This window comes from Elusimicrobium sp. (genome assembly GCA_015062115.1).
Classification (GTDB): Bacteria; Elusimicrobiota; Elusimicrobia; order Elusimicrobiales; family Elusimicrobiaceae; genus Avelusimicrobium.
The window spans coordinates 1-19,999 of sequence record SUVG01000002.1 but is presented as its reverse complement, the minus strand read 5'-3'; the positions used below and the strand labels follow the sequence as shown (position 1 = coordinate 19,999).

Annotated in this window: 19 protein-coding genes; 2 read left to right on the top strand and 17 right to left on the bottom strand. The window is 47.8% G+C overall.

Going from position 1 to position 19,999, the window contains the following annotated elements; translation table 11 throughout:
* Window positions 1-11 precede the first annotated feature (11 nt).
* From rpsC to rpsJ, 8 genes are read right to left on the bottom strand one after another with little or no spacing between them, the layout of a single operon-like run.
* On the bottom strand, window positions 12-737 hold the full coding sequence (rpsC, locus tag E7027_01295) for a 30S ribosomal protein S3 (protein ID MBE6420771.1): 726 nt from the start codon (window positions 735-737) through the stop codon (window positions 12-14).
* A 3-nt stretch (window positions 738-740) separates the two neighbouring features.
* Entirely contained in the window at window positions 741-1,100 is a 360-nt protein-coding gene (locus tag E7027_01290) for a 50S ribosomal protein L22 (protein ID MBE6420770.1), read from the bottom strand.
* 16 nt (window positions 1,101-1,116) lie between these two features.
* Window positions 1,117-1,401, bottom strand: a complete 285-nt coding sequence (rpsS, locus tag E7027_01285) for a 30S ribosomal protein S19 (GenBank protein ID MBE6420769.1) — start codon at window positions 1,399-1,401, stop codon at window positions 1,117-1,119.
* A 2-nt stretch (window positions 1,402-1,403) separates the two neighbouring features.
* A complete protein-coding gene (gene rplB / locus E7027_01280) occupies window positions 1,404-2,243 on the bottom strand; it encodes a 50S ribosomal protein L2 (protein MBE6420768.1) in 840 nt (279 codons plus the stop codon).
* A 22-nt stretch (window positions 2,244-2,265) separates the two neighbouring features.
* A complete protein-coding gene (locus E7027_01275) occupies window positions 2,266-2,559 on the bottom strand; it encodes a 50S ribosomal protein L23 (protein MBE6420767.1) in 294 nt (97 codons plus the stop codon).
* Entirely contained in the window at window positions 2,559-3,191 is a 633-nt protein-coding gene (gene rplD / locus E7027_01270) for a 50S ribosomal protein L4 (GenBank protein ID MBE6420766.1), read from the bottom strand. The genes E7027_01275 and rplD overlap by 1 nt, the downstream gene beginning before the upstream one ends.
* 12 nt (window positions 3,192-3,203) lie before the next feature.
* On the bottom strand, window positions 3,204-3,995 hold the full coding sequence (locus E7027_01265; protein ID MBE6420765.1) for a 50S ribosomal protein L3: 792 nt from the start codon (window positions 3,993-3,995) through the stop codon (window positions 3,204-3,206).
* A gap of 21 nt (window positions 3,996-4,016) precedes the next feature.
* A complete protein-coding gene (gene rpsJ, locus E7027_01260; GenBank protein MBE6420764.1) occupies window positions 4,017-4,361 on the bottom strand; it encodes a 30S ribosomal protein S10 in 345 nt (114 codons plus the stop codon).
* A 264-nt stretch (window positions 4,362-4,625) separates the two neighbouring features.
* Here rpsJ and E7027_01255 point away from each other — a divergent pair, with 264 nt between their 5' ends.
* The gene (locus tag E7027_01255; GenBank protein MBE6420763.1) at window positions 4,626-5,405 is read left to right on the top strand and encodes an ankyrin repeat domain-containing protein; all 780 of its coding nucleotides are present in this window, start codon (window positions 4,626-4,628) and stop codon (window positions 5,403-5,405) included.
* Window positions 5,406-5,435: 30 nt separating this feature from the next.
* On the opposite strand, the gene E7027_01250 is transcribed toward E7027_01255, so the two are convergent.
* From E7027_01250 to E7027_01210, 9 genes are all read right to left on the bottom strand, one after another.
* On the bottom strand, window positions 5,436-5,780 hold the full coding sequence (locus E7027_01250; GenBank protein MBE6420762.1) for a hypothetical protein: 345 nt from the start codon (window positions 5,778-5,780) through the stop codon (window positions 5,436-5,438).
* Between the two features lie 9 nt (window positions 5,781-5,789).
* Window positions 5,790-6,146, bottom strand: coding sequence for a hypothetical protein (locus tag E7027_01245; GenBank protein ID MBE6420761.1), 357 nt, complete (start codon window positions 6,144-6,146; stop codon window positions 5,790-5,792).
* 141 nt (window positions 6,147-6,287) lie between these two features.
* Window positions 6,288-8,390 carry an elongation factor G gene (fusA, locus tag E7027_01240; GenBank protein MBE6420760.1) on the bottom strand — a complete coding sequence of 701 codons (2,103 nt, stop codon included), beginning with the start codon at window positions 8,388-8,390 and terminating at the stop codon, window positions 6,288-6,290.
* A 14-nt stretch (window positions 8,391-8,404) separates the two neighbouring features.
* Window positions 8,405-8,884, bottom strand: coding sequence for a 30S ribosomal protein S7 (rpsG, locus tag E7027_01235; GenBank protein ID MBE6420759.1), 480 nt, complete (start codon window positions 8,882-8,884; stop codon window positions 8,405-8,407).
* 23 nt (window positions 8,885-8,907) lie between these two features.
* Window positions 8,908-9,288 carry a 30S ribosomal protein S12 gene (locus E7027_01230; GenBank protein ID MBE6420758.1) on the bottom strand — a complete coding sequence of 127 codons (381 nt, stop codon included), beginning with the start codon at window positions 9,286-9,288 and terminating at the stop codon, window positions 8,908-8,910.
* 2 nt (window positions 9,289-9,290) lie between these two features.
* Complete coding sequence (gene rpoC / locus E7027_01225; protein ID MBE6420757.1) at window positions 9,291-13,466, bottom strand: DNA-directed RNA polymerase subunit beta'; 4,176 nt, start codon at window positions 13,464-13,466, stop codon at window positions 9,291-9,293.
* A gap of 17 nt (window positions 13,467-13,483) precedes the next feature.
* Window positions 13,484-17,338 (bottom strand): DNA-directed RNA polymerase subunit beta, encoded by a 3,855-nt coding sequence (gene rpoB, locus E7027_01220; protein MBE6420756.1) that lies wholly within the window; start codon window positions 17,336-17,338, stop codon window positions 13,484-13,486.
* A 152-nt stretch (window positions 17,339-17,490) separates the two neighbouring features.
* Window positions 17,491-17,865, bottom strand: a complete 375-nt coding sequence (locus tag E7027_01215; protein ID MBE6420755.1) for a 50S ribosomal protein L7/L12 — start codon at window positions 17,863-17,865, stop codon at window positions 17,491-17,493.
* Window positions 17,866-18,030: 165 nt separating this feature from the next.
* Entirely contained in the window at window positions 18,031-18,666 is a 636-nt protein-coding gene (locus E7027_01210; GenBank protein ID MBE6420754.1) for a 50S ribosomal protein L10, read from the bottom strand.
* Window positions 18,667-18,900: 234 nt separating this feature from the next.
* Here E7027_01210 and E7027_01205 point away from each other — a divergent pair, with 234 nt between their 5' ends.
* Entirely contained in the window at window positions 18,901-19,695 is a 795-nt protein-coding gene (locus E7027_01205; protein MBE6420753.1) for a tyrosine protein kinase, read from the top strand.
* Window positions 19,696-19,999 lie beyond the last annotated feature (304 nt).

The window sequence follows — 19,999 nt, the reverse complement described above, 5'->3', positions numbered from 1 at the left end:
GTCAAAGTCCTCTATTTGGTTTCCGGGGCGGCAACTTCCGTTACGCCTTCGGTGGAACCGGTTTCCATGTCGCGATGTTTCTTAAGTTCATTCATAATCTCTTTCGGAGATTTGGCGAAGTGAGTTCTTTTGAAAATCCAGACTTTAATGCCGATTTTACCGCTGATGGTGTTGGCTTCGGTGAAACCGTAGTCAATATCGGCGCACAAGGTGTGCAGCGGAACGCGGCCTTCGCGTTTCCATTCTGTGCGGGCAATTTCAGCACCGCCGAGTCTGCCGGACACCATAATTTTGATACCAAGCGCTTTGCTGGAAAGGGCTTTTTCAATCGCTTTTTTCATCGCGGCACCGTAGTGGGCGCGTTTTTCGAGTTGCATAGCGATGTTTTGAGCCACCAACTGAGCATCCGTTTCCGGGTTCTTGATTTCAATTACGTTCACAAAGGTTTTGCTGCCGGTAAAGGCTTCCAATTCTTTGCGAAGGGCTTCAATGTCGGCACCTTTTTTACCGATCACCACACCCGGGCGGGCGGTGTGAACATTGACGCGCAAGAACGCGCCGGCTCTTTCGATACCTACATAACTAACGGCCGCCATTTTGAATTTGTCTTCAATCATCTTGCGGATTTGGAAATCTTCCATAATCAACGCAGGCATATTTTTAGGGGCAAACCATCTGGAGCGCCAGTCCTGAATATAACCAAGTCTAATGGACCGGGGGTGAATCTTGTGTCCCATAAATTAGCGACCTCCCTTTTTTTCGTCAGTGACGATAACAGTCAAGTGGCACATGCTCTTTTTGTAGGGCATAGCGCGGCCTTGAGGGCCGGGCTGCACTCTTTTCAAATGGCCGCTGGGGCCGAGATTCGCAAACGCTTCTTTAATGAAGACTTTGCTGAAGTCCAGTTTTTTGCCGGCTTTCACTTCCAAGTTAGCAGCGGCGCTGTGAAGGGTTTTGGCAACCAAATCAGCGGTGCGTTTGGCAACGAAAGGCAATACATCTTCCGCCGCTTTCACGTTTTTACCACGAATTTGATCCAACACCAGGTTCACCTTGCGGCTACCAAACCGTTGAAATTTAGCTTTTGCACAAGCTTCCATATCAAATCCTCAACTCTTATTTCAGGGCGGTGGAATCTTTCGTCATGCCACCGTGACCTTTGAACAAACGGGTGAAAGAAAATTCACCGAGTTTATAACCTACCATACGTTCGGAAACGTAAATGGGAAGAAATTTTCTGCCATTGTGCACGAGGAAAGTGTGTCCTACAAATTCCGGCACGATGGTGCAGGCTCTTGCCCACGTCTTAATAGGTTTTTTCTCGTTGGAAGCGTTCATCGCTTGAACTTTTTCCAACAGGTTTAAATCCACAAAAGGACCTTTTTTAGTTGATCTTCCCATAATTACTTAGCCTTGTTTTTTCTTCTGTCGCTGACAATCATCCAGCCAAACGCTTTCTTAGTAGAGCGCGTTTTCAAACCGCGGGTTTGTTGGTTCCACGGAGAGCGCGGAATGTTGCCACCTTTACCGTGACCGCGGCCACCACCCATCGGGTGATCAACAGCGTTCATGGCGCTACCGCGGACGGTAGGTCTTTGACCGCGGTGTCTGTTGCGGCCGGCGTTACCGATGACAATGTTGGAGTGATCCACGTTGCCAACTTGACCGATGGTGGCACAGCAAGCGCTGGGTACCAAGCGGATTTCGCCGGACGGCATTTTGATATGGGCATAGTCCGATTCTTTGGCCATAAGTTGAGCTTGGCTGCCGGCGCTGCGCGCAAGTTGCGCACCTTTACCGACTTTCAGTTCAATGGCGTGGATAAAAGTACCTTCGGGAATGTTTTTAAGAGCAAGGCAGTTACCCACTTTAATATCAGCGGCCGGGCCGGACATAAGTACGTCGCCCACTTTTACACCGAGGGGGTGAAGAATATATCTTTTTTCACCGTCGGCATAGTTCAACAGGCAAATGCGGGCGCTTCTGTTCGGATCGTATTCGATAGATACGACTTTAGCAGGAATCCCGAATTTTTCCCGTCTGAAATCAATTTGTCTGTATGCGCGTCTGTGACCACCGCCGATGTGGCGAACCATGATCATACCGGTGTTGTTGCGACCGCCGGTTTTGCGCAGACCTTTGGTAAGGCTCTTCTCCGGAGTGGTTTTGGTAATATCGGAGTAATCCGAAACCGTAATCGTTCTGCGGGAAGGGGTGTAAGGTCTAAATGACTTAATAGGCATAGTTAGTAGTTTCTCCTTTCATCTACTTCGAAGAGGCTTCCACCAATTCGATTTTATCGCCTTCTTTCAAGGTTACAAAAGCCTTTTTGTAATCAGGTCTTTTGCCTTCAAAACGACCCATGCGGTGGGTCTTACCCGTGACGGAAATGGTGTTGATTTTCACTACGGTTACATTGAAGATTTTTTCAACCGCAGTTTTAATTTCACCTTTGGACGCGTTTTTGGCTACCACAAAACCATAGCGGTTGTGGGTATCGCGTTCAATTAAGCTTTTTTCAGTCAAAAGGGGTTTTTTAAGCGTAGTATAGGTGGTCATTATTTGGCCTCCTTAGCAAACGTATCGCTGAGTTTGGCTACAGCATCTTGGGTCAAGATGACTTTGCTGCTGTTCAACACTACATAAGCGTTGATGTCTTGCGTTTGCATGTGGGTTAAACCCGCCACGTTGCGGCAAGCCAAAGCGGCATTAGCATCAGCGAAGTTATCCAACACGAGCGGTTTGCGTCCGGCGGACAATACTTCCAAAATTTCGGCGAAAGCTTTGGTTTTGGGTTCTTTGAGGGTCAAAGAATCGAGTACAACCAAGTTGCCTTCGGCGAGTTTGGTGGACAAAGCCATCGCAAGAGCGGTTCTTCTTTTGGCGGCCGGCAAGTCCTGACGATAGGAGTGCGGGGTAGGACCAAAAGCGATACCACCGTGGCGGAATTGAACGGCGCGGAGGCTGCCTTGGCGGGCGCGGCCGGTGCCTTTCTGTTTCCACGGTTTTTTACCGGTACCGGAAACTTCGCTGCGGGTTTTTACATCAGCGGTGCCGCGTCTTTGGTTAGCCAAAAAGGCGGTGATGACTTCGTGCAGGAAGGTAGGGTTGGCTTTTACGGCAAACAAACTATCCGGAAGAGCGACAGTCCCTTTTTCTTTACCTTTAATATCTAAAACTTTAGTTTCCATGGGTCAAAGTCCTTACTTCTTGTTAGCAGCCTTGGAAGCGGATACTTTATGTTCCTGAGGCGCCACATAGTGTTTTTTGTATTTGGAAGTTTCCAAGACGGACACGATGGAGCCTTTGGCACCGGGCACGGAACCTTTCAAGAAGATAAGTCCGTTTTCGTTGTCCACTTTTACAACTTCAATTTTGGATACGGTGTGGGTGGTGGTGCCGTAGTGACCAGCCATGCGTTGACCGGAGAGCACTTTACCCAAAGAACGGCGGGAACCCAAAGAACCCGGGGCTCTTTCTCTGTCGGAAGCACCGTGCGAAGCGGGCTGACCGGCAAAGCCGTGGCGTTTCATGGCGCCAGCAAAACCGTGGCCTTTGATTTTACCCTGTACGTCTACATAATCACCGGGTTTAAAGATTTTTTCGAGTGAAATGACTTGACCGATTTCAAAACCGTTCACGTCCGCGACACGGCATTCCTTCATGTGTCTGACCGGAGCGACGTTGGCTTTTTTGAAGTAACCGAGTTCCGGTTTGTTAAGTTTGCTTTCTTTCACTTCGCCAAAACCCACGCATACGGCGGTATAGCCGTCTTTTTCTTGGGTTCTGACACGCACAACCTTGCATTGGCCCGCTTTTACAACGGAAACGCCATGAAGATTGCCTTTTTCATCAAAGATTTGCGTCATACCGAGTTTTTCGCCTAATACAAAGCGGAAAGTTTCGGGCGCTTCTTTGACAGTTTCTGCTTTGGCCACTTCAGCAACAGGGGTTGCCTCTTGGGCACCAGCAGCATTTTTGATTTCTTCTGTCATATCTCTTCAGTTCCTAATTAATTAGTTGCTTTTGATTGCCACATCTACGCCGGCAGGCAAGTCGAGTTTCATCAATTCATCGACGGTTTTAGAGGTGGGACTTTTCAGATCAATGAGTCTTTTATGAATACGCATTTCGAATTGTTCTCTGCTCTTTTTATCGGTATGGGGAGAGCGAAGCACGGTGTACTTCTTAATCCGAACCGGGAGAAGAACAGGACCCGCCACGATGGCGCCGGTTTTCTGCGCGGTTTCCACGATGCGGGAAACGGAGGCGTCCAACATGCGATGGTCGTAAGAACGCAATTTAATGCGGATTCTTTCTTGGCTCAATACTTTAGCCTTTTTTTCTGTTTTTTCTGCCATTTTTGGTTTTCCTTAAATGTTTTTTACAAAAAAATTATTCGGCAGAAATCCCTACTCCGGTTCGTTATCCTCGACGAGCCGGTGCTAGGAATTTCTTACCTAAGTCCAATTCAGTACATTTTATTATACCAAATTTACGGGCTTTTGCGCTATACATTTTACTCGCGTGTTTCACCCTTTCGCTTTCAATGTTTTAGCACTAAAATTCGCTTAGTATATTGTATAATAACTGGAGCTTTTTGTAAATAGAGAAAAGGTGATTTTATGATTCTTTTAATATCAGCCATCATTCCTTTAGGCCTTCTCATTGCTTTTTTTTGCGCAGCCAAGAAAAAGCCCATTCCGCATTTGACCAAACAGCAAGCTCCGGATACTATTCCCGAACCTTCTTATGTGCGCATTAAAAGAAAATATTTAATCAGCCGTTATATTCTCATAGGTTTATTTTGCATTATTTTTGTGTTTCCTTATGGTTGTGGTGTTTTGGCAAAAATGAACTATCCAAACGACCCAACAGCCTCTCAAGGTGCAGGTTGGTTAATGATATTTTTGCTGTTTGTGTTAAGCCCTGTTTTATTTATTGCTTTCATCGTCAATACTATATTTGGCATTACCTACTATTGGAAAAAAATGAAGACGCCAAAAGAAGAGCGCCTTAAATGGGAAGAGTTTCAACAAGTCGAGAAAAAACGAAGAAAACAACAAGCAGAACAATCCAAGAAAGAGGAAAAGGGACTTAAAAAACCTAATTTTATCTCCCCTGTTCTTCAGGCGGTTATTGATAAGGACGAAAGAACCCTGCGCACTACTTTGGCCGAATACCCCGAATTTGTGAACACTCCCTATGCCGCCAATGGCAACACCCCTTTGCATGTGGCAGTATGGAACGAACATAAAGATATAGTGGAAATTTTATTACAACAACCCACCATTGATTCCCGAATTAAGAACAACGAAGGTAAGACCGCTTTGGATCTAGCCAAAGAAAAAAATTTGACGGGAATTATCCAGTTACTGGAAGATACAAAAAACCCCGCCTGTTAATAGGCGGGGTTTTTTAAATCAAGACAGTAATTAGTTTTGGCCTTTGGGCAAAATAAGTTTTCCGGTACAAACATTTTGTTTGCAAATGGGCTCGATTTGCACATAGCACATTTCACGCGTACAAGCACCGCTGGCACATTGTTTTTCAAACACGCTTTCCACTTTGGTAGCGGCATTTTTGTTGACGGCTTCGTAACCGGCACACATACAGCAACCTTTTTGAACGGCCACACAGTCGGCATCTACTTGGCAAGATTTGTCGGCTTTTTTAATAGCGGCGGTTAGTTTGGCAGGAACGGCATTGATGCCGGGGTTAGAGGCCGCACACGCGGAAAGAACAGCCGCACAGCAAGTTAACAATAATAGTTTTTTCATTTTTTCTCCTTAGAAGGCGGCGTACTCACGCATGGGTTTCGGTGTACCTACACATTGGCCTTTTTGGCAGGAAGTGTTAATTTCCACATAGCACATTTGCAAGGTGCAAGCGGCAGTGGCACATTCGTTCAACCAAAACGATTTGAGCGCATTGGCGGCATCTTTATTAACGGCTTCTTTGCCGTGGCACAAACAACAACCCTTGGAAACAGAGGTGCAATCGGCATCGATTTGGCAAGATTTATCTGCAGATTTCAAGGCTTCGGCATAATTTTTGGCCTTCAAATCAATCGGCGAATAACCTTTTTCCACCGTGCCACATCCCACGAATAACAAGGCAGCAAACAATAAAGCGATTACTTTCATTCTTTTCTCCTTTATTTAGGTATGAGATATTATACCAAATACAAAAGTTTCTCCTCTCTTATTTTTAGTTCTTCTGCCAACAAAAAACTCCCCGATAGCCAATGGCATATCGGGGAGTTTATTGTTAAATGCTTGCGTGAATTACGCGGCCACTTTTTCAGCAGTGCGTTTTTCCACAATCGCTTTGGCAACGTTGGCCGGAACTTCAGCATAGTGGCTGGGTTCCATGGTGAACGAAGCACGACCTTGAGACAAGGAGCGTACGTTCGTAGCATAACCAAACATTTCAGCGAGCGGAACTTCGGCTTTTACGTAGCGCACGTTACCGCGCACACCCATTTCACCGATTTGACCGCGGCGGGAGCTGAGGTCACCGATGATGTCGCCCAAGTTGGCTTCCGGAGCCACAACTTCTACTTTCATGATCGGTTCCAAAATAACCGGGTTGGCTTTTTTGGCACCGTCTTTCAAGGCCATAGAAGCAGCGATTTTGAAGGCCATTTCGGAGGAGTCCACTTCGTGGAAAGAACCGTCAAATACGGCCACTTTAATATCCACCAAGGGGTAACCGGCCATAGCACCGGAGTCCAACGCTTCGCGGCAACCTTTTTCGATGGCAGGGATGTATTCTTTCGGAATGCGGCCTTGGGTAATTTCGTTAACGAATTCAAACCCTTTGCCTTTTTCCTGCGGTTCGAGGCGCAAGAATACGTGCCCGTATTGACCACGACCACCGGACTGGCGGACGAATTTGGTTTCTTGTTCCACCGTTTTGGTGATGGTTTCGCGATAGGCTACTTGCGGAGCGCCTACGTTGGCTTGCACGTTAAATTCGCGTTTCATGCGATCCACGATGATGTCCAAGTGGAGTTCACCCATACCGCTGATAACGGTTTGGGCGGTTTCTTCGTCGGTGCGGACGCGGAAGGTTTGGTCTTCTTCGGCGAGGCGGGCCAACGCGTTGGACATTTTTTCTTCGTCGGCTTTAGATTTCGGTTCCACGGCGATAGAAATTACCGGTTCCGGGAAGGAAATGCTTTCAAGCACGATCGGATGTTCGGGAGAGCAGATGGTTTGGCCTACGCGAGAGTTTTTGATAGCCACGGTAGCGGCAATTTCACCGGCACCGAGTTCTTTTACTTCTTCGCGTTTGTCGGCCATCATGCGCATCATACGGCCGAATCTTTCCGTGGCGTTTTTGCCCGGGAAGAATACAGCATCACCGGCTTTGATAGTACCGGAATAGATGCGGAAGAAACTGAGTTTACCCACAAAGGGGTCGGTTTGTACTTTGAAGATAAGACCGCAGAAAGGTTCCTTGTTTTCAGGTTTGCGGAATACTTCTTCGCCCGTGTTGGGGTTAGTCCCTTTGACTGCGGGTACATCTACAGGAGAGGGTAGATAATCGTTTACGCAGTCCAAAAGCGGTTGCACGCCTTTGTTTTTGTAGGAAGAACCACAAATTACAGGGAAGAATTTACCGGTAAGCGTACCTTTGCGGATAGCGGCTTTGATTTCTTCAACCGTAAATTCCGTTTCGCCGTTTAAGTAGCGTTCCATGATGACTTCGTCGAAATCGGCGAGTTTTTCAATCATTTCCGTATGGGCTTTTTGGGCAGCGTCCGCGAGGTCAGCCGGAATTTCTACTTCGTTAAAAGTAGCACCGTTGTGGTCGCCGTCCCAAATAATACCTTTCATTTTTACCAAGTCCACGATACCGATGAATTTGTCTTCGGCACCGATAGGAAGTTGGATCGGGCAGGCGTTACCGCCCAATTTTTCCTTAATGGAGTTGGCGGAGCGGATAAAGTCCGCGCCGATGCGGTCCATTTTGTTGATGTAAGCGATACGGGGAACATGGTATTTGTCCGCCTGGCGCCACACGGTTTCAGATTGGGGTTCTACACCCTGCACACCATCGAAACAGCAGACGGCGCCGTCCAACACACGCAAAGAACGTTCCACTTCGGCGGTGAAGTCCACGTGGCCGGGAGTGTCAATAATGTTGAGTTGGCAATCTTTCCATACGCAGTAAATAGCGGCGGAGGTAATGGTGATACCTCTTTCTCTTTCTTGTTCCATCCAGTCGGTAACGGAAGCACCATCGTGCGTTTCGCCGATTTTATGCACTTTACCGGTGTAGTACAAGATGCGTTCGGAAGTGGTGGTTTTACCCGCGTCAATGTGAGCGATAATACCAATGTTTCTGATTTTGTCTAACGGATAGGTTTTAAATTCAGCCATATCTTATTTCCCAATTACCATTTGAAGTGGGCGAAGGCACGGTTGGCTTCGGCCATTTTGTGCACATCTTCGCGTTTCTTAAAGGCAGTACCTTCTTTTTTGGAGCCCAAAATAATTTCTTCGGCCAATTTTTCAGCCATCGGGCGGCCTTTGCGGCTTTGAGCGGCACCAATCAACCATCTCATGGCCAAAGAGGTGCTGCGCAAGGGTTTTACTTCAGTGGGTACTTGGTAGTTAGCACCACCTACGCGGCGGGCTTTTACTTCAACGAGCGGGCGAACGTTTTCAATGCATTTGTTGAAAACTTCCAAAGCGTTTTCGTTGGTTTTTTCGGCAATGATGGCCATGGCGTCATCCAAAATGCGGGTGGCGGTGGCGGTTTTGCCTTCAAAATTCAATTTGTTAATGAACCGGGCAACGAGCACGGAATTATATTTGTAGTCCGGCGCGGGCTGCGGTCTTCTGTCTCTGGGTCTTAAACCTTTTCTCGGCATATTACTATTCAACTCCTAAAAAATTATTTTCCGGCTTTCGGTCTCTTTACACCATAAAGAGAGCGGCCTTGTTTTCTGTTTTCTACGCCGGAAGCGTCCAGCGCACCGCGGATGATGTGATAGCGCACACCCGGCAAGTCTTTCACACGGCCACCGCGCACGAGCACGATGGAGTGTTCTTGCAAGTTATGTCCTTCACCCGGAATATAAGCGGTTACTTCCACTTTGGAGGTGAGTTTTACACGCGCTACTTTTCTTAAAGCAGAGTTCGGTTTTTTAGGGGTCGTGGTATAAACACGGGTGCAGACGCCGCGTCTTTGCGGGCAGGCCTGCAACGCCGGGGATTTGGTCCGAGTGGACTCTTTAGCCCGGCCGTATTTTACTAATTGGTTTACTGTCGGCATTATTACTTCTCTCCTGTTTCTTTGCGTTTTTGTTCAAATTCTTCAGCAATTTGTCTGGCGGAAATACCAGTTCCCGCGGGGATCAAATGGCCTACGATTACGTTTTCTTTCAGACCAGCAAGTTCATCTACCTGGCCCGTGATAGCGGCATCCGTCAAAACCTTGGTGGTTTCTTGGAACGAAGCCGCGGAAATAAAGGATTCGGAAGCGAGAGACGCTTTGCTGATACCCAAAAGGATCGTTTCAGCATCTGCCAAGCGTTTGCCGGCAGCTTTCATCTTGGCGTTTTCTCTAAGCCAGCTGGCGCGGCTTAACACTTCGCCTTTGAGGAAATGCGTATCTCCTGCATCCAGAATTTTCACGTTCCCTAACATCTGACGGACAATAACCTCGATATGTCTGTCGTTGATTGTTACGCCCTGCAAGCGGTACACTTCTTGGATAGCGTTTAACAGGAACTCTTGCGCTTCTTTTTCGCCCTTCACGCGCAGCACGTCGTGGGGGTCGATGGCGCCGTCGGTAAGGGCTTCACCCACACCTACATGGTCGCCTTCATATACTACAAGGTGTTTTCCTTGCGGAATGCTGTACTGTTTAACCTGGTTGGTTTCTTCGTTGCGTACAACCACCTCAATCAAACCTTTGGGCGAGGTTTCCAAGCTTACAATACCTTCGAACTCCGAAATAATAGCGGGGCTCTTGGGTCTGCGAGCTTCGAACAATTCCGCGATTCTGGGCAGACCGCCGGTGATGTCTTTGGTACCGCCGGCTTCGCGCCCGATTTTAGCGAGCACATCACCCGGTTCCACTTCTTCACCGTTTTCTACCATCAAAATCGTATCGATAGGCAAGGGGAAATTGATTTTCTTGTCTTTGCCGTCGATGCTAATGCGCGGGTTTTTCTTACCCATGCGGCTAGCGGTAATTTTGCGTTCGATTACGCCCGTTACTTTGTTGCGCTCTTCCTGCAAGGTGATACCTTCCACCACATCCGTCAAACGGACCGTGCCGGAAACTTCCGCGAGCACGGGGATAGAGTGCGGGTCCCACTCCGCGAGGAGCGAGCCTTTTTTGACGGTCGCTTTATCCGCGGTGTACACGGAAGCGCCGTACTGAATCTTGTATTCTTTTATTGTACCATTTCCGGCCTCAACAAAGATAGAGCCGTTTCTGGAAATACAAATTTTATTGTCGTAGCGGTTGGTAATAATCTTGATATCTTTGAAGGTTACCTTACCGTCGATTTCGGCCACCGCTTGGCTGCGAGAGAGCACGCGGGAGGCCGTACCACCGATGTGGAAGGTACGAAGGGTTAACTGCGTACCGGGTTCACCGATGGATTGGGCAGCGATGATACCCACGGAATCGCCGGGGTTGCTCTTGGAAGAAGTAGCCAAGGACAAGCCATAGCAGCGAGAGCACACACCGAAGGGGGCTTCGCAGGTTAATACGGAGCGGATGCGTACAGATTCCACACCATATTTTTTGACTTGCTTGCTTTGTTCCAAGGTAATTAAATCGCCTTCTTTGATGATGGTTTTTTCTTCTTCGGTGCCGTCGGCTTTTTTCACTTTCACCACGACATCTTCCAAGCTGGTGCGGCCCAAAATACGTTCTTCAATGGGTTCCACCATTTCTTCACCGCTCATCAAAGATTTAACCACAATACCGTTGTGGGTACCGCAGTCTTCTTCCGTTACTACCACATTGTGGGCAACGTCCACCAAACGGCGGGTTAAGTAACCGGCGTCGGCGGTTTTCAAAGCCGTATCGGACAAACCTTTACGACCACCGTGAGTGGAAATAAAGTATTCGAGTACGGACAAACCTTCACGGAAGTTAGCGGTAATAGGAGATTCGATAATTTCCCCTTGACCACCGGTAAGTTTCTTTTGCGGTTTAGCCATAAGACCGCGCATACCGGCCAACTGGCGTACCTGTTGGCGGGAACCGCGGGCGCCGGAGTCCGCCATTAAATAGACGGAGTTAAAGCGTTGACCGCTGTGTTCTTTGTTGGACGGATCGTATTTAGATTCTTCAAATTTTTTCATTTCTTTGAAGAGTTCGTTGGCTACATCGTCCGTAACGCGAGTCCAAATATCGATAACTTTGTTATAGCGTTCACCTTCGGTAATGATACCGGCTTCGGCTTGGGCTTGAATTTCTTTCACTTTCTTTTTGGCGTCGTCAATATATTTTTGTTTGACGGACGGGATTGTCATATCCGCAATGGAGATAGACAAGCCGGACAAGGTGGCATAGTGATAACCCATTTTCATGATTTTATCCAAGAGTTGTACGGCTTCATAGCGGCCATACTTTTTGCTCTTGTAACATTCGTCCACCAAGGCGCCCAATTCTTTTTTACCGATGGTTTTATTGATATATTCCCAACCTTTCGGCATGGCTTGGTTGAAAATAATGCGGCCCACGGAGGTATAATCTTTCCATTTGGAAGCATCGGTTTCGGCTTTGCCGTTCGCACCCGGTTCAGGGATAGCGTTGATGCCGCGCACTTTAATTTTGGCGTGATAGGAAAGTTTTCCGTATTCCAAGGCCACTAAGGCATCTTCCTTGCTACCGAAGATAGAACCTTCACCGATATCGCCGTCTTTCACTTTGGTCAAGAAGCTTACACCCAAGACCATATCGTGGGACGGAGCGGCAATCGGTTTACCGGAAGCAGGAGATAAAATGTTGTTGGAAGCAAGCATTAAAGTGCGGGCTTCCATTTGCGCTTCCAAAGAAAGCGGTACGTGTACGGCCATCTGGTCACCGTCGAAGTCAGCGTTGAAGGCGGCACAGGTAAGCGGGTGCAACTGAATGGCTTTACCTTCAATAAGTACCGGTTCAAAGGCTTGAATACCCAAGCGGTGCAAGGTGGGAGCACGGTTTAACATAACGGGGTGATTCTTGGTTACTTTTTCCAAGATATCCCAAATTTCCGGGCGAACTCTTTCCAACATCTTTTTGGCGGATTTCAAGGTCACGCCTTCTTTCTTCATAAGTTCGCCGATGATGAAAGGTTTGAAGAGTTCCAAGGCCATAAGTTTAGGCAAACCGCATTGGTGGAGTTTCAAGTTCGGGCCGACGACGATGACGGAACGACCGGAATAGTCCACGCGTTTACCCAACAAGTTTTGGCGGAAGCGGCCGTGTTTACCCTTAATGCTGTCGGACAAAGATTTAAGCGGTCTGCCGCCGGGGCCGATGAATACTTTACCGCGGGCGCCGTTTTCAATCAAAGCGTCCACCGCTTCTTGCAAGAGGCGCTTTTCGTTGTAAATCATCACTTCGGGGGCGCGCAAGGATTCAATGTGTTTCAAGCGGTTGTTGCGGTTGATAATTCTTCTGTACAAATCGTTCAAATCGCTAGCGGCAAAGCGGCCACCATCGAGCGGAACGAGCGGGCGCAAGTCCGGAGGGATAACGGGAAGAACACTTAAAATCATCCATTCCGGGCGGTTGCCGCTTTCTTTGAACTCTTCCATCGTTTTAATGCGGCGGATGAGTTTGGTGCGTTCCATTTCGCTTTGCGTGGCAATCAATTGTTCGTGCAAGGCAGGGATTTCTTTGTCAAAATCGATACCTTCCAACAAGGTTTTAATAGCCGGGGCACCGATGTCCACTTTCAAACGGGCACCGTGTTTTTTGCGGGCTTCGCGCACTTGCACGTCGGTAAGGAGCGTGCCTTTTTTGAAGTCTACGCGGCCGGTTACGCTATCTACACAGTCTTCAATTACTACATAAGAAGCATAGTAGACCACGCGTTCCAAATCGCTGGTGCGCATATCCAAGATAATACCGATGCGGGAGGGGTTCTTTCTCAAGAACCACACGTGAGCCACCGGCACGGCCAATTCAATGTGGCCCATGCGTTCGCGGCGGACTTTAGATTCCGTAATTTCCACACCGCAGCGGTCACATTTAATGCCTTTGAATTTTACCCAGCGGTATTTTCCGCAGGAGCATTCGTAATCTTTCGTAGGCCCGAAAATGCGTTCGCAGAACAGACCGTCGCGCTCCGGTTTAAGGGTGCGATAGTTGATGGTTTCCGGTTTTTTTACTTCCCCGAAAGACCACGCCGAAATCTGTTCCGGGCTGGCAATGCCCAATTTGATGGCATCAAAATCAAAGAAGTTGAGTTCGTTTAATTTTTTAACTTTTTTCGTTTGCATGGTTTCAAATCCCCGGCTTAGTTAGCGGCTCCGGCTTCTTCAGCCTCGGCGTTGGCCTCCGTTTCTTCTTCGGAGGCAGACGGCGCGGCAGCGCCGTCTTCTACCTTTTTAAGCAAATCTACGCTCAAACCAAGCGCTTGGAGTTCTTTAATAAGTACTTTGAAGGACTCCGGTACGCCGGGCTGGGTGGGAGCTTCGCCCTTGACGATGGATTCATACATCTTGGTGCGGCCGACAAAATCGTCGGATTTCACCGTCAGGAATTCCTGCAAGGTATAGGTAGCACCGTAACCTTCCATGGCCCACACTTCCATTTCCCCGAAGCGCTGACCACCGAACTGGGCTTTACCGCCCAAAGGTTGGCGCGTGATTAAACTGTACGGCCCGGTGGAGCGGGAGTGAACCTTGTCTTCCACCAAGTGGATCAGTTTCATCATATACATATAACCGACGGTTACTTTTTCTTCAAAAGGCTGACCGGTTCTGCCGTCATAAAGCGTGATGCGGCAGTAATCGTCCGGCAAGTATTTGGCGGCGTATTCTTCGCGTGCTTTGCCGGTAAGGCCTTTATCGTCTAAAATTTTCTCTTTGGCTTTGCGGACTTGTTCCACAACTTCGGCTTCACTCGGGCCATCAAAGACCGGGGTGGCAGCGTTGTATTGGAGGTGGTGCGCAGCCCAACCGAGCATCGTTTCAAGCAACTGCCCGACGTTCATACGAGAAGGAATACCGAGCGGAGAAAGCACGATATCAAGCGGGGTGCCGTCCGGTAAGTAAGGCATATCTTCTTCCGGTAAAATGCGGGCTACAACCCCTTTGTTCCCGTGGCGACCGGACATCTTATCGCCTACGTGCAGTTTGCGTTTGGAAGCGATGTACACTTTGACGGATTTGTTCACCGTTACGGCGAGTTCGTCGCCTTGTTTGGAGAATTCAATTTCGCGTTCGTAGTGTTCCACGGCTTTCTTTTCCATCAATTTGTAGAGGGAAGTAATGCGGGCTTCTTCCTTCTTAAGTTCCGCTTCCTTCTTGATGGTTTCTTTGGCATTGGCCAAGGCGCGTTTGCGTTGTTCTTTTAAGAGTTCCAACGTAGAATTCTTTTCTTCTTCCAATTCTTTCAAGCGCGCTTTTTCTTCGGCTTTGGTCAATTTTTCTTTGCGTACAAATACGCGGGTACCCAAAATTTTGCCGGAGGTGCCGGGCGGTACGCGCAAGGAAGCGTCCACCACGTCGTCGGCTTTTTTACCGAAGATTACTTTCAAAAGTCTTTCTTCCGGGGTAAGTTGTTGTTCGCCTTTAGGCGTTACTTTCCCGACTAAAATATCGCCGGGTTCTACCACCGTGGCAGGAAGAACAATACCGTCATTGTCCAAGTGGGACAAGGCTTCCGCACCGATATTGGGAATATCGCGGGTGATTTCTTCCGCACCCAATTTGGTGTTACGGGCATCTACCGTAAATTCGTGCAAGTGAACAGAGGTGAATACATCATCTTTCACCAGACGGCTGGAAACCAAGATGGCGTCTTCGTAGTTGTACCCTTCCCAACACATAAAACCTACGAGCATGTTGCGGCCCAAGGCTAAGTAACCGTTATCCATGGACGGGCCATCGGCAATTACTTGGCGGGCTTTTACATTATCGCCGGTTTTAACAATCGGGCGTTGGTTGATACAAGTATCGGAGTTGGAGCGTTTGTATTTCAACAATTCATACACGTCCACAGAACCGTCTTTGGCTTCAATGATAATTTTGGAAGCGTCCGCAAATTGTACACGGCCGTCGCGTTTGGCTACCATAGAGGTACCGGAGTCGCGGGCGACTTCGTGTTCAATACCGGTACCCACATAGGGGGCTTCCGGCATCAAAAGCGGCACACCCTGGCGTTGCATGTTACAACCCATGAGGGCGCGGTTGGCGTCGTCGTGTTCCAAGAACGGAATCAAGGCCGCGGATACGCTGATGACTTGCAACGGAGAAACGTCCATGTAGTTAACGTTTTTCGGAGCAACCATCGGGTAATCGGAGCGAACACGGCAGGCTACCAAGTCGGTATCTAATTTACCGTCTTTAGTGGTAGGCGTGTTGGCCTGGGCGACGAGTTTATCGTCTTCGGCGTCAGCGGTCAATTCTTCGATTTGATCGGTCACTTTTCCGTTTACCACTTTGCGGTAGGGAGTTTCGATCAAGCCGTATTTGTTTACTTTGGAGTAGCACGCCAAAGAGGTGATCAAACCGATGTTCGGACCTTCGGGGGTTTCAATCGGGCAGACGCGGCCGTAGTGCGTGTAGTGTACGTCGCGCACTTCGAAGCCGGCGCGTTTGCGGTTCAACCCGCCGGGCCCCAAGGCGGACAAGCGGCGTTTGTGCGTAAGTTCGCCCAAGGGGTTGATTTGATCCATGAATTGAGATAATTGGGAAGTACCGAAGAACTTGCGAACGATGGCTTGTACCGGTTGCGCGTTTACCAAAGCGCGCGGGGTCAAAGAAGTGAGTTCGCGGTTCATGCGGTCGCGGGCAGTCTTAGCCATTTGGGAAAGACCCACGCGAATTTGGTTTTCCAACAATTCCCCGATACCGCGCACACGGCGGTTACCCAAGTGGTCAATATCGTCGACTTTGAAAGAGAAGTCATCACCATATTGTTTTTGGGCATCTTCGCCGGCGTTGAGCGCCAAAAGATATTTCACGGTTACAATCACATCTTCCGGAGCCAAGGTGCGGCGTTTTTCGGACGGGGTATGCAATTTTTTGAATTTGAATTGGCTAATCAAATCAAACATTTTCGCAAATTTTTTGTTGATTTTGTAGCGACCGACGAAGCTCAAATCATATCTGCGAATATTATCAAAAACCAAGTTGTTAAGGAAGGTTTCGGCTTGTTCTTTTACGACGAAATCTTGCCCTCTCATCTTTTTGTAAATTTCGGCTTGTGCTTCGGCCGCAGTGCGGATAGAATCTTTGCGGTGTTCCAAGGTGGCTAAAATACCGGGGTCTTCCTGGCGCGGTTTACCGGAAATTACTTTAATGGTTTTTACTTTCTTTTCAATTAAAGTTTTGAAAAGTTTGTCGTCAATCGGCAAGGCGGCTTTGTCGTCCAAGTTCCAAAGCACTTCGCCGGTGGCCGGATCGTAAATATCGTCGGCGGCATAGCGACCGATGACGGTATCTAAGTTGGAAGGTTTCACTTCAATATCTTCGCATTTGTAGAAGGTTTGGATAATCTGTGCGTTGGTTTCCAAGCCGCAAGCGCGAAGGAAGGTAGAGGCCAGCACTTTTTTCTTGCGATCAATGCGGACCCACAAAGCGTTCATCAAGTCGAACGAAAATTCAATCCACGCACCGCGATAAGGAATAATGCGGGCAACATACAAGCGTTTACCGAAGGTGGATTGTTTCTTTTCTTCGTCTTCTTCAAAAATAATACCGGGAGAGCGGTGCATTTGGCTGACGACAACGCGTTCCGCGCCGTTAAACACGAAACAGCCGGAGTCGGTCATCAAAGGCAAATCGCAAAGGGTAACATCCTGGTCGGAGGCTTCTTTCATTTTCCCGTTTTTCTGCTTTACATACAAGCGCATCAAGGCTTTTAAGGGAGCAGAATAGGTGCTATCGCGCACGGCGGCTTCGGCCGGGGTGGCATAGCGGGGGGCACCCAGTTCATATTTCAAAAATTCAAGTCTCATGCTTCCGTCGGGTGCTTCGATCGGGAAGACATCTTCAAAAGCGGCTTGTAAGCCTTTGAGTTCCCGCTTGGCGGGAGGGACATCTAATTGCAAAAAGTCCACGAAGGACTGTTTTTGCATGTCCAGCAAATCGGGTAAGGGAAGTTTGGTGGAAATTTTGCCGAAATTTGTTTGTTTTTCAATCATTTCTTATTCTTCCTGCTAGTGTCAACGGTCGGAGTTCTTCGCGGCACGCACTCGCCGCCAAAATCGCCGCCCGTCGTTGCACCCTGTTTAGGGCACGTAATCCCAACCCCCGGAAAACCGGGGGATTGGGATTAAATAATTCATCGGTTGAACTATTTGAGTTCGACGGTACCGCCGGCTTCAGTAATTTTCTTTTTGAGTTCTTCAGCTTCGGCTTTGGCAACGTTTTCTTTCACGGCTTTCGGGGCACCTTCAACGAGGTCTTTGGCTTCTTTCAAGCCCAAGCCGGTGATTTCGCGAACGATTTTGATTACGCCGATTTTTTTGGCGGCATCAACAGCGGTCAACACGACGTTGAATTCATCTTTTTCTTCAGCGGCAGCAGCAGCCGGGGCGGCAGCGGCGGCAACGGCCACGGCCGGGGCAGCGGCTTTTACGCCGAATTTTTCTTCAATCGCTTTCACGAGTTCGGAGAGTTCCAAAACGGTGAGTTCAGCGATAGCATTTACTAATTCTTCATTGGTCAATTTAGCCATTTTATTATTTCCTTTTTTACTATAGAGTAGCGGCCTTCTGCGCAAACCTAGTTTACGCCCGTACCTTTATCCCTTGCGGGGCTACTACCGCTCTTGGCGGGTTTAGATTTTACCGGGCATCAGTTGGCATAACGCCAACTGACACCTGACGCGTTATTATTTGCCGTTTTGTTTATCTTCAACAGCTTTAATAACGTAGGCAAAATCCCGTATCGGAGCTTGCAACACTTGAGCGGATTGCGCAACCAAGTTGTGCAAGGTACCGGCCAATTTGGAAAGGTTTTCTTCTTTGGTACCGATGGTAGCCAATTGTTTAACCTGTTCTTCGTTGTACCAGACACCGTCCGCATAGCAAGCGCGAAGCTTCAAAGCCGCAAACTTTTTCTGAAAGTCCACCAACGCTTTGGCAACAGCAGCGATATCGCCGCCTACCGCAATAGCCGTCGGCCCTTGGAAGAGCTTGGAATCAGCCCCTTCAATGTTGGCCTGGCGAATGGCGTGTTCTACGATAGCGTTGCGTTCTACACGGAATTTCGCACCGGTAGGAACCAATTCCGCACGCAGAGCAGCCATATCCACGAACTTCAAGCCTTGATAGGCCGTGAAGAACAAGGTGCCGGCAGTGGTAATTTCAGAAGCTAAGTCTTGCGACTTTTGTTTCTTTTGGTCTTTTGTCAGGTTCATTTTTTTGCCTGTTTTAGAACGAGAATCGCTCTCTTTTTCTTTGCTTTTTAAGCAGAGAAAACGACAGCCATAGACCCCCTTTCCTTGATTTCTCGTCGGAGGGATCATGGTTCTCGTTAAAAATCGGGTTAATTACTTCTTTTATATTTTATCAATAAAAGCCGCCAATTGCAATCCTTTTTGCAAACGTCTTATCCGCGGCTCTTATAATTATTATATAAAATCTATTCAATCAAAACAAGAAAACATTTATATTTTAAGCAAATAAATACCCATGCCCAAAACGAAAGATAATTAGTAAAATATATAATAACGATTTTCATAAAAAGGGGCCCTATCGCCATGTCCGAACAAGCCATTAAACGCCAGTTTTTTTTCGCACCGAACACCCAACTCCCTAAAGACTTTGTAGAAAATATGCCGTTTTATTTTGCAGAACACGGCACCACTATTCACAAAGCCCGCAACTTGATTAAAGTGTTCGATAGCCCGATAGAAAACGGCTCGAAAATCAATGTAAAAAAATACTGTATCCCGCCTATCATCAATCGTATTTTTTATTCCGTCGGTCTGCGTACCCCTAAAGCCAAAACCACTTACTTAAATGCCTTGGAACTGCTTAAACGCGGTATCCAAACCCCGGCGCCGTTTGCGTATATTATTGAAAAAGACGGTTGGCTGATTCGCTTTTCCTACTTTTTCAGCGAACAAGTGGAAGGCTTGCAAACGATTCGCCAAAACAGCGAAGACAGAGATTTGCTGAAAGCCGTCGCCAAATACACGGCAGATATGCATGAAAAAGGTTGCTTGCATAAAGATTACACCCCCGGCAATATCCTTTTCCGCAAAGAAAACGGAGAATATAAATTTTGGTTGGTGGATATCAACCGGTTTAAGTTCAAAAACAGTCCTATTTCCGCTTGGTCTGCCTTTGAAGCCTTGATGAAACCGTATGACAATGATGCGTTGCTAAAAGAATTTGTACTGGAATATGCCAAATGCCGCGGTGTAAGCCAAAAACTATATATCCCTATTTTGTGCTTACGCAAAATACGGCGCGCTTACGATAAAACAAAACGCGTTTTGAAAAAAATTCCCGGCTCCAAACTTCTGTTAGGAAAACCCCTTGGAAAATAAAATTGATAACCCCCGATAATTCCGTCGGGGGTTTTTATTGCCCGGTTGTTATCCGAACGCAAAAAACTAACCCTTTTTTTGGCTTTACTGCGGGTAACGATTTTTTTATTGTAAGTATATAAGGTTCCTGTTTCGGGGGTAAACCGGCGAAAAGCCAAGAGAAGGGAAACAGAAACTTGGGGGAAGAAAGTTATTTTAAGATGTTAAAATAATTTTCTGTATAGGATGATAAAAAGCCCCGGCAGGGCCGAAAATCCCCGGGGCTTTTTGAAAACGATTTTATCCGATCCGGAGCAGAAAGGGG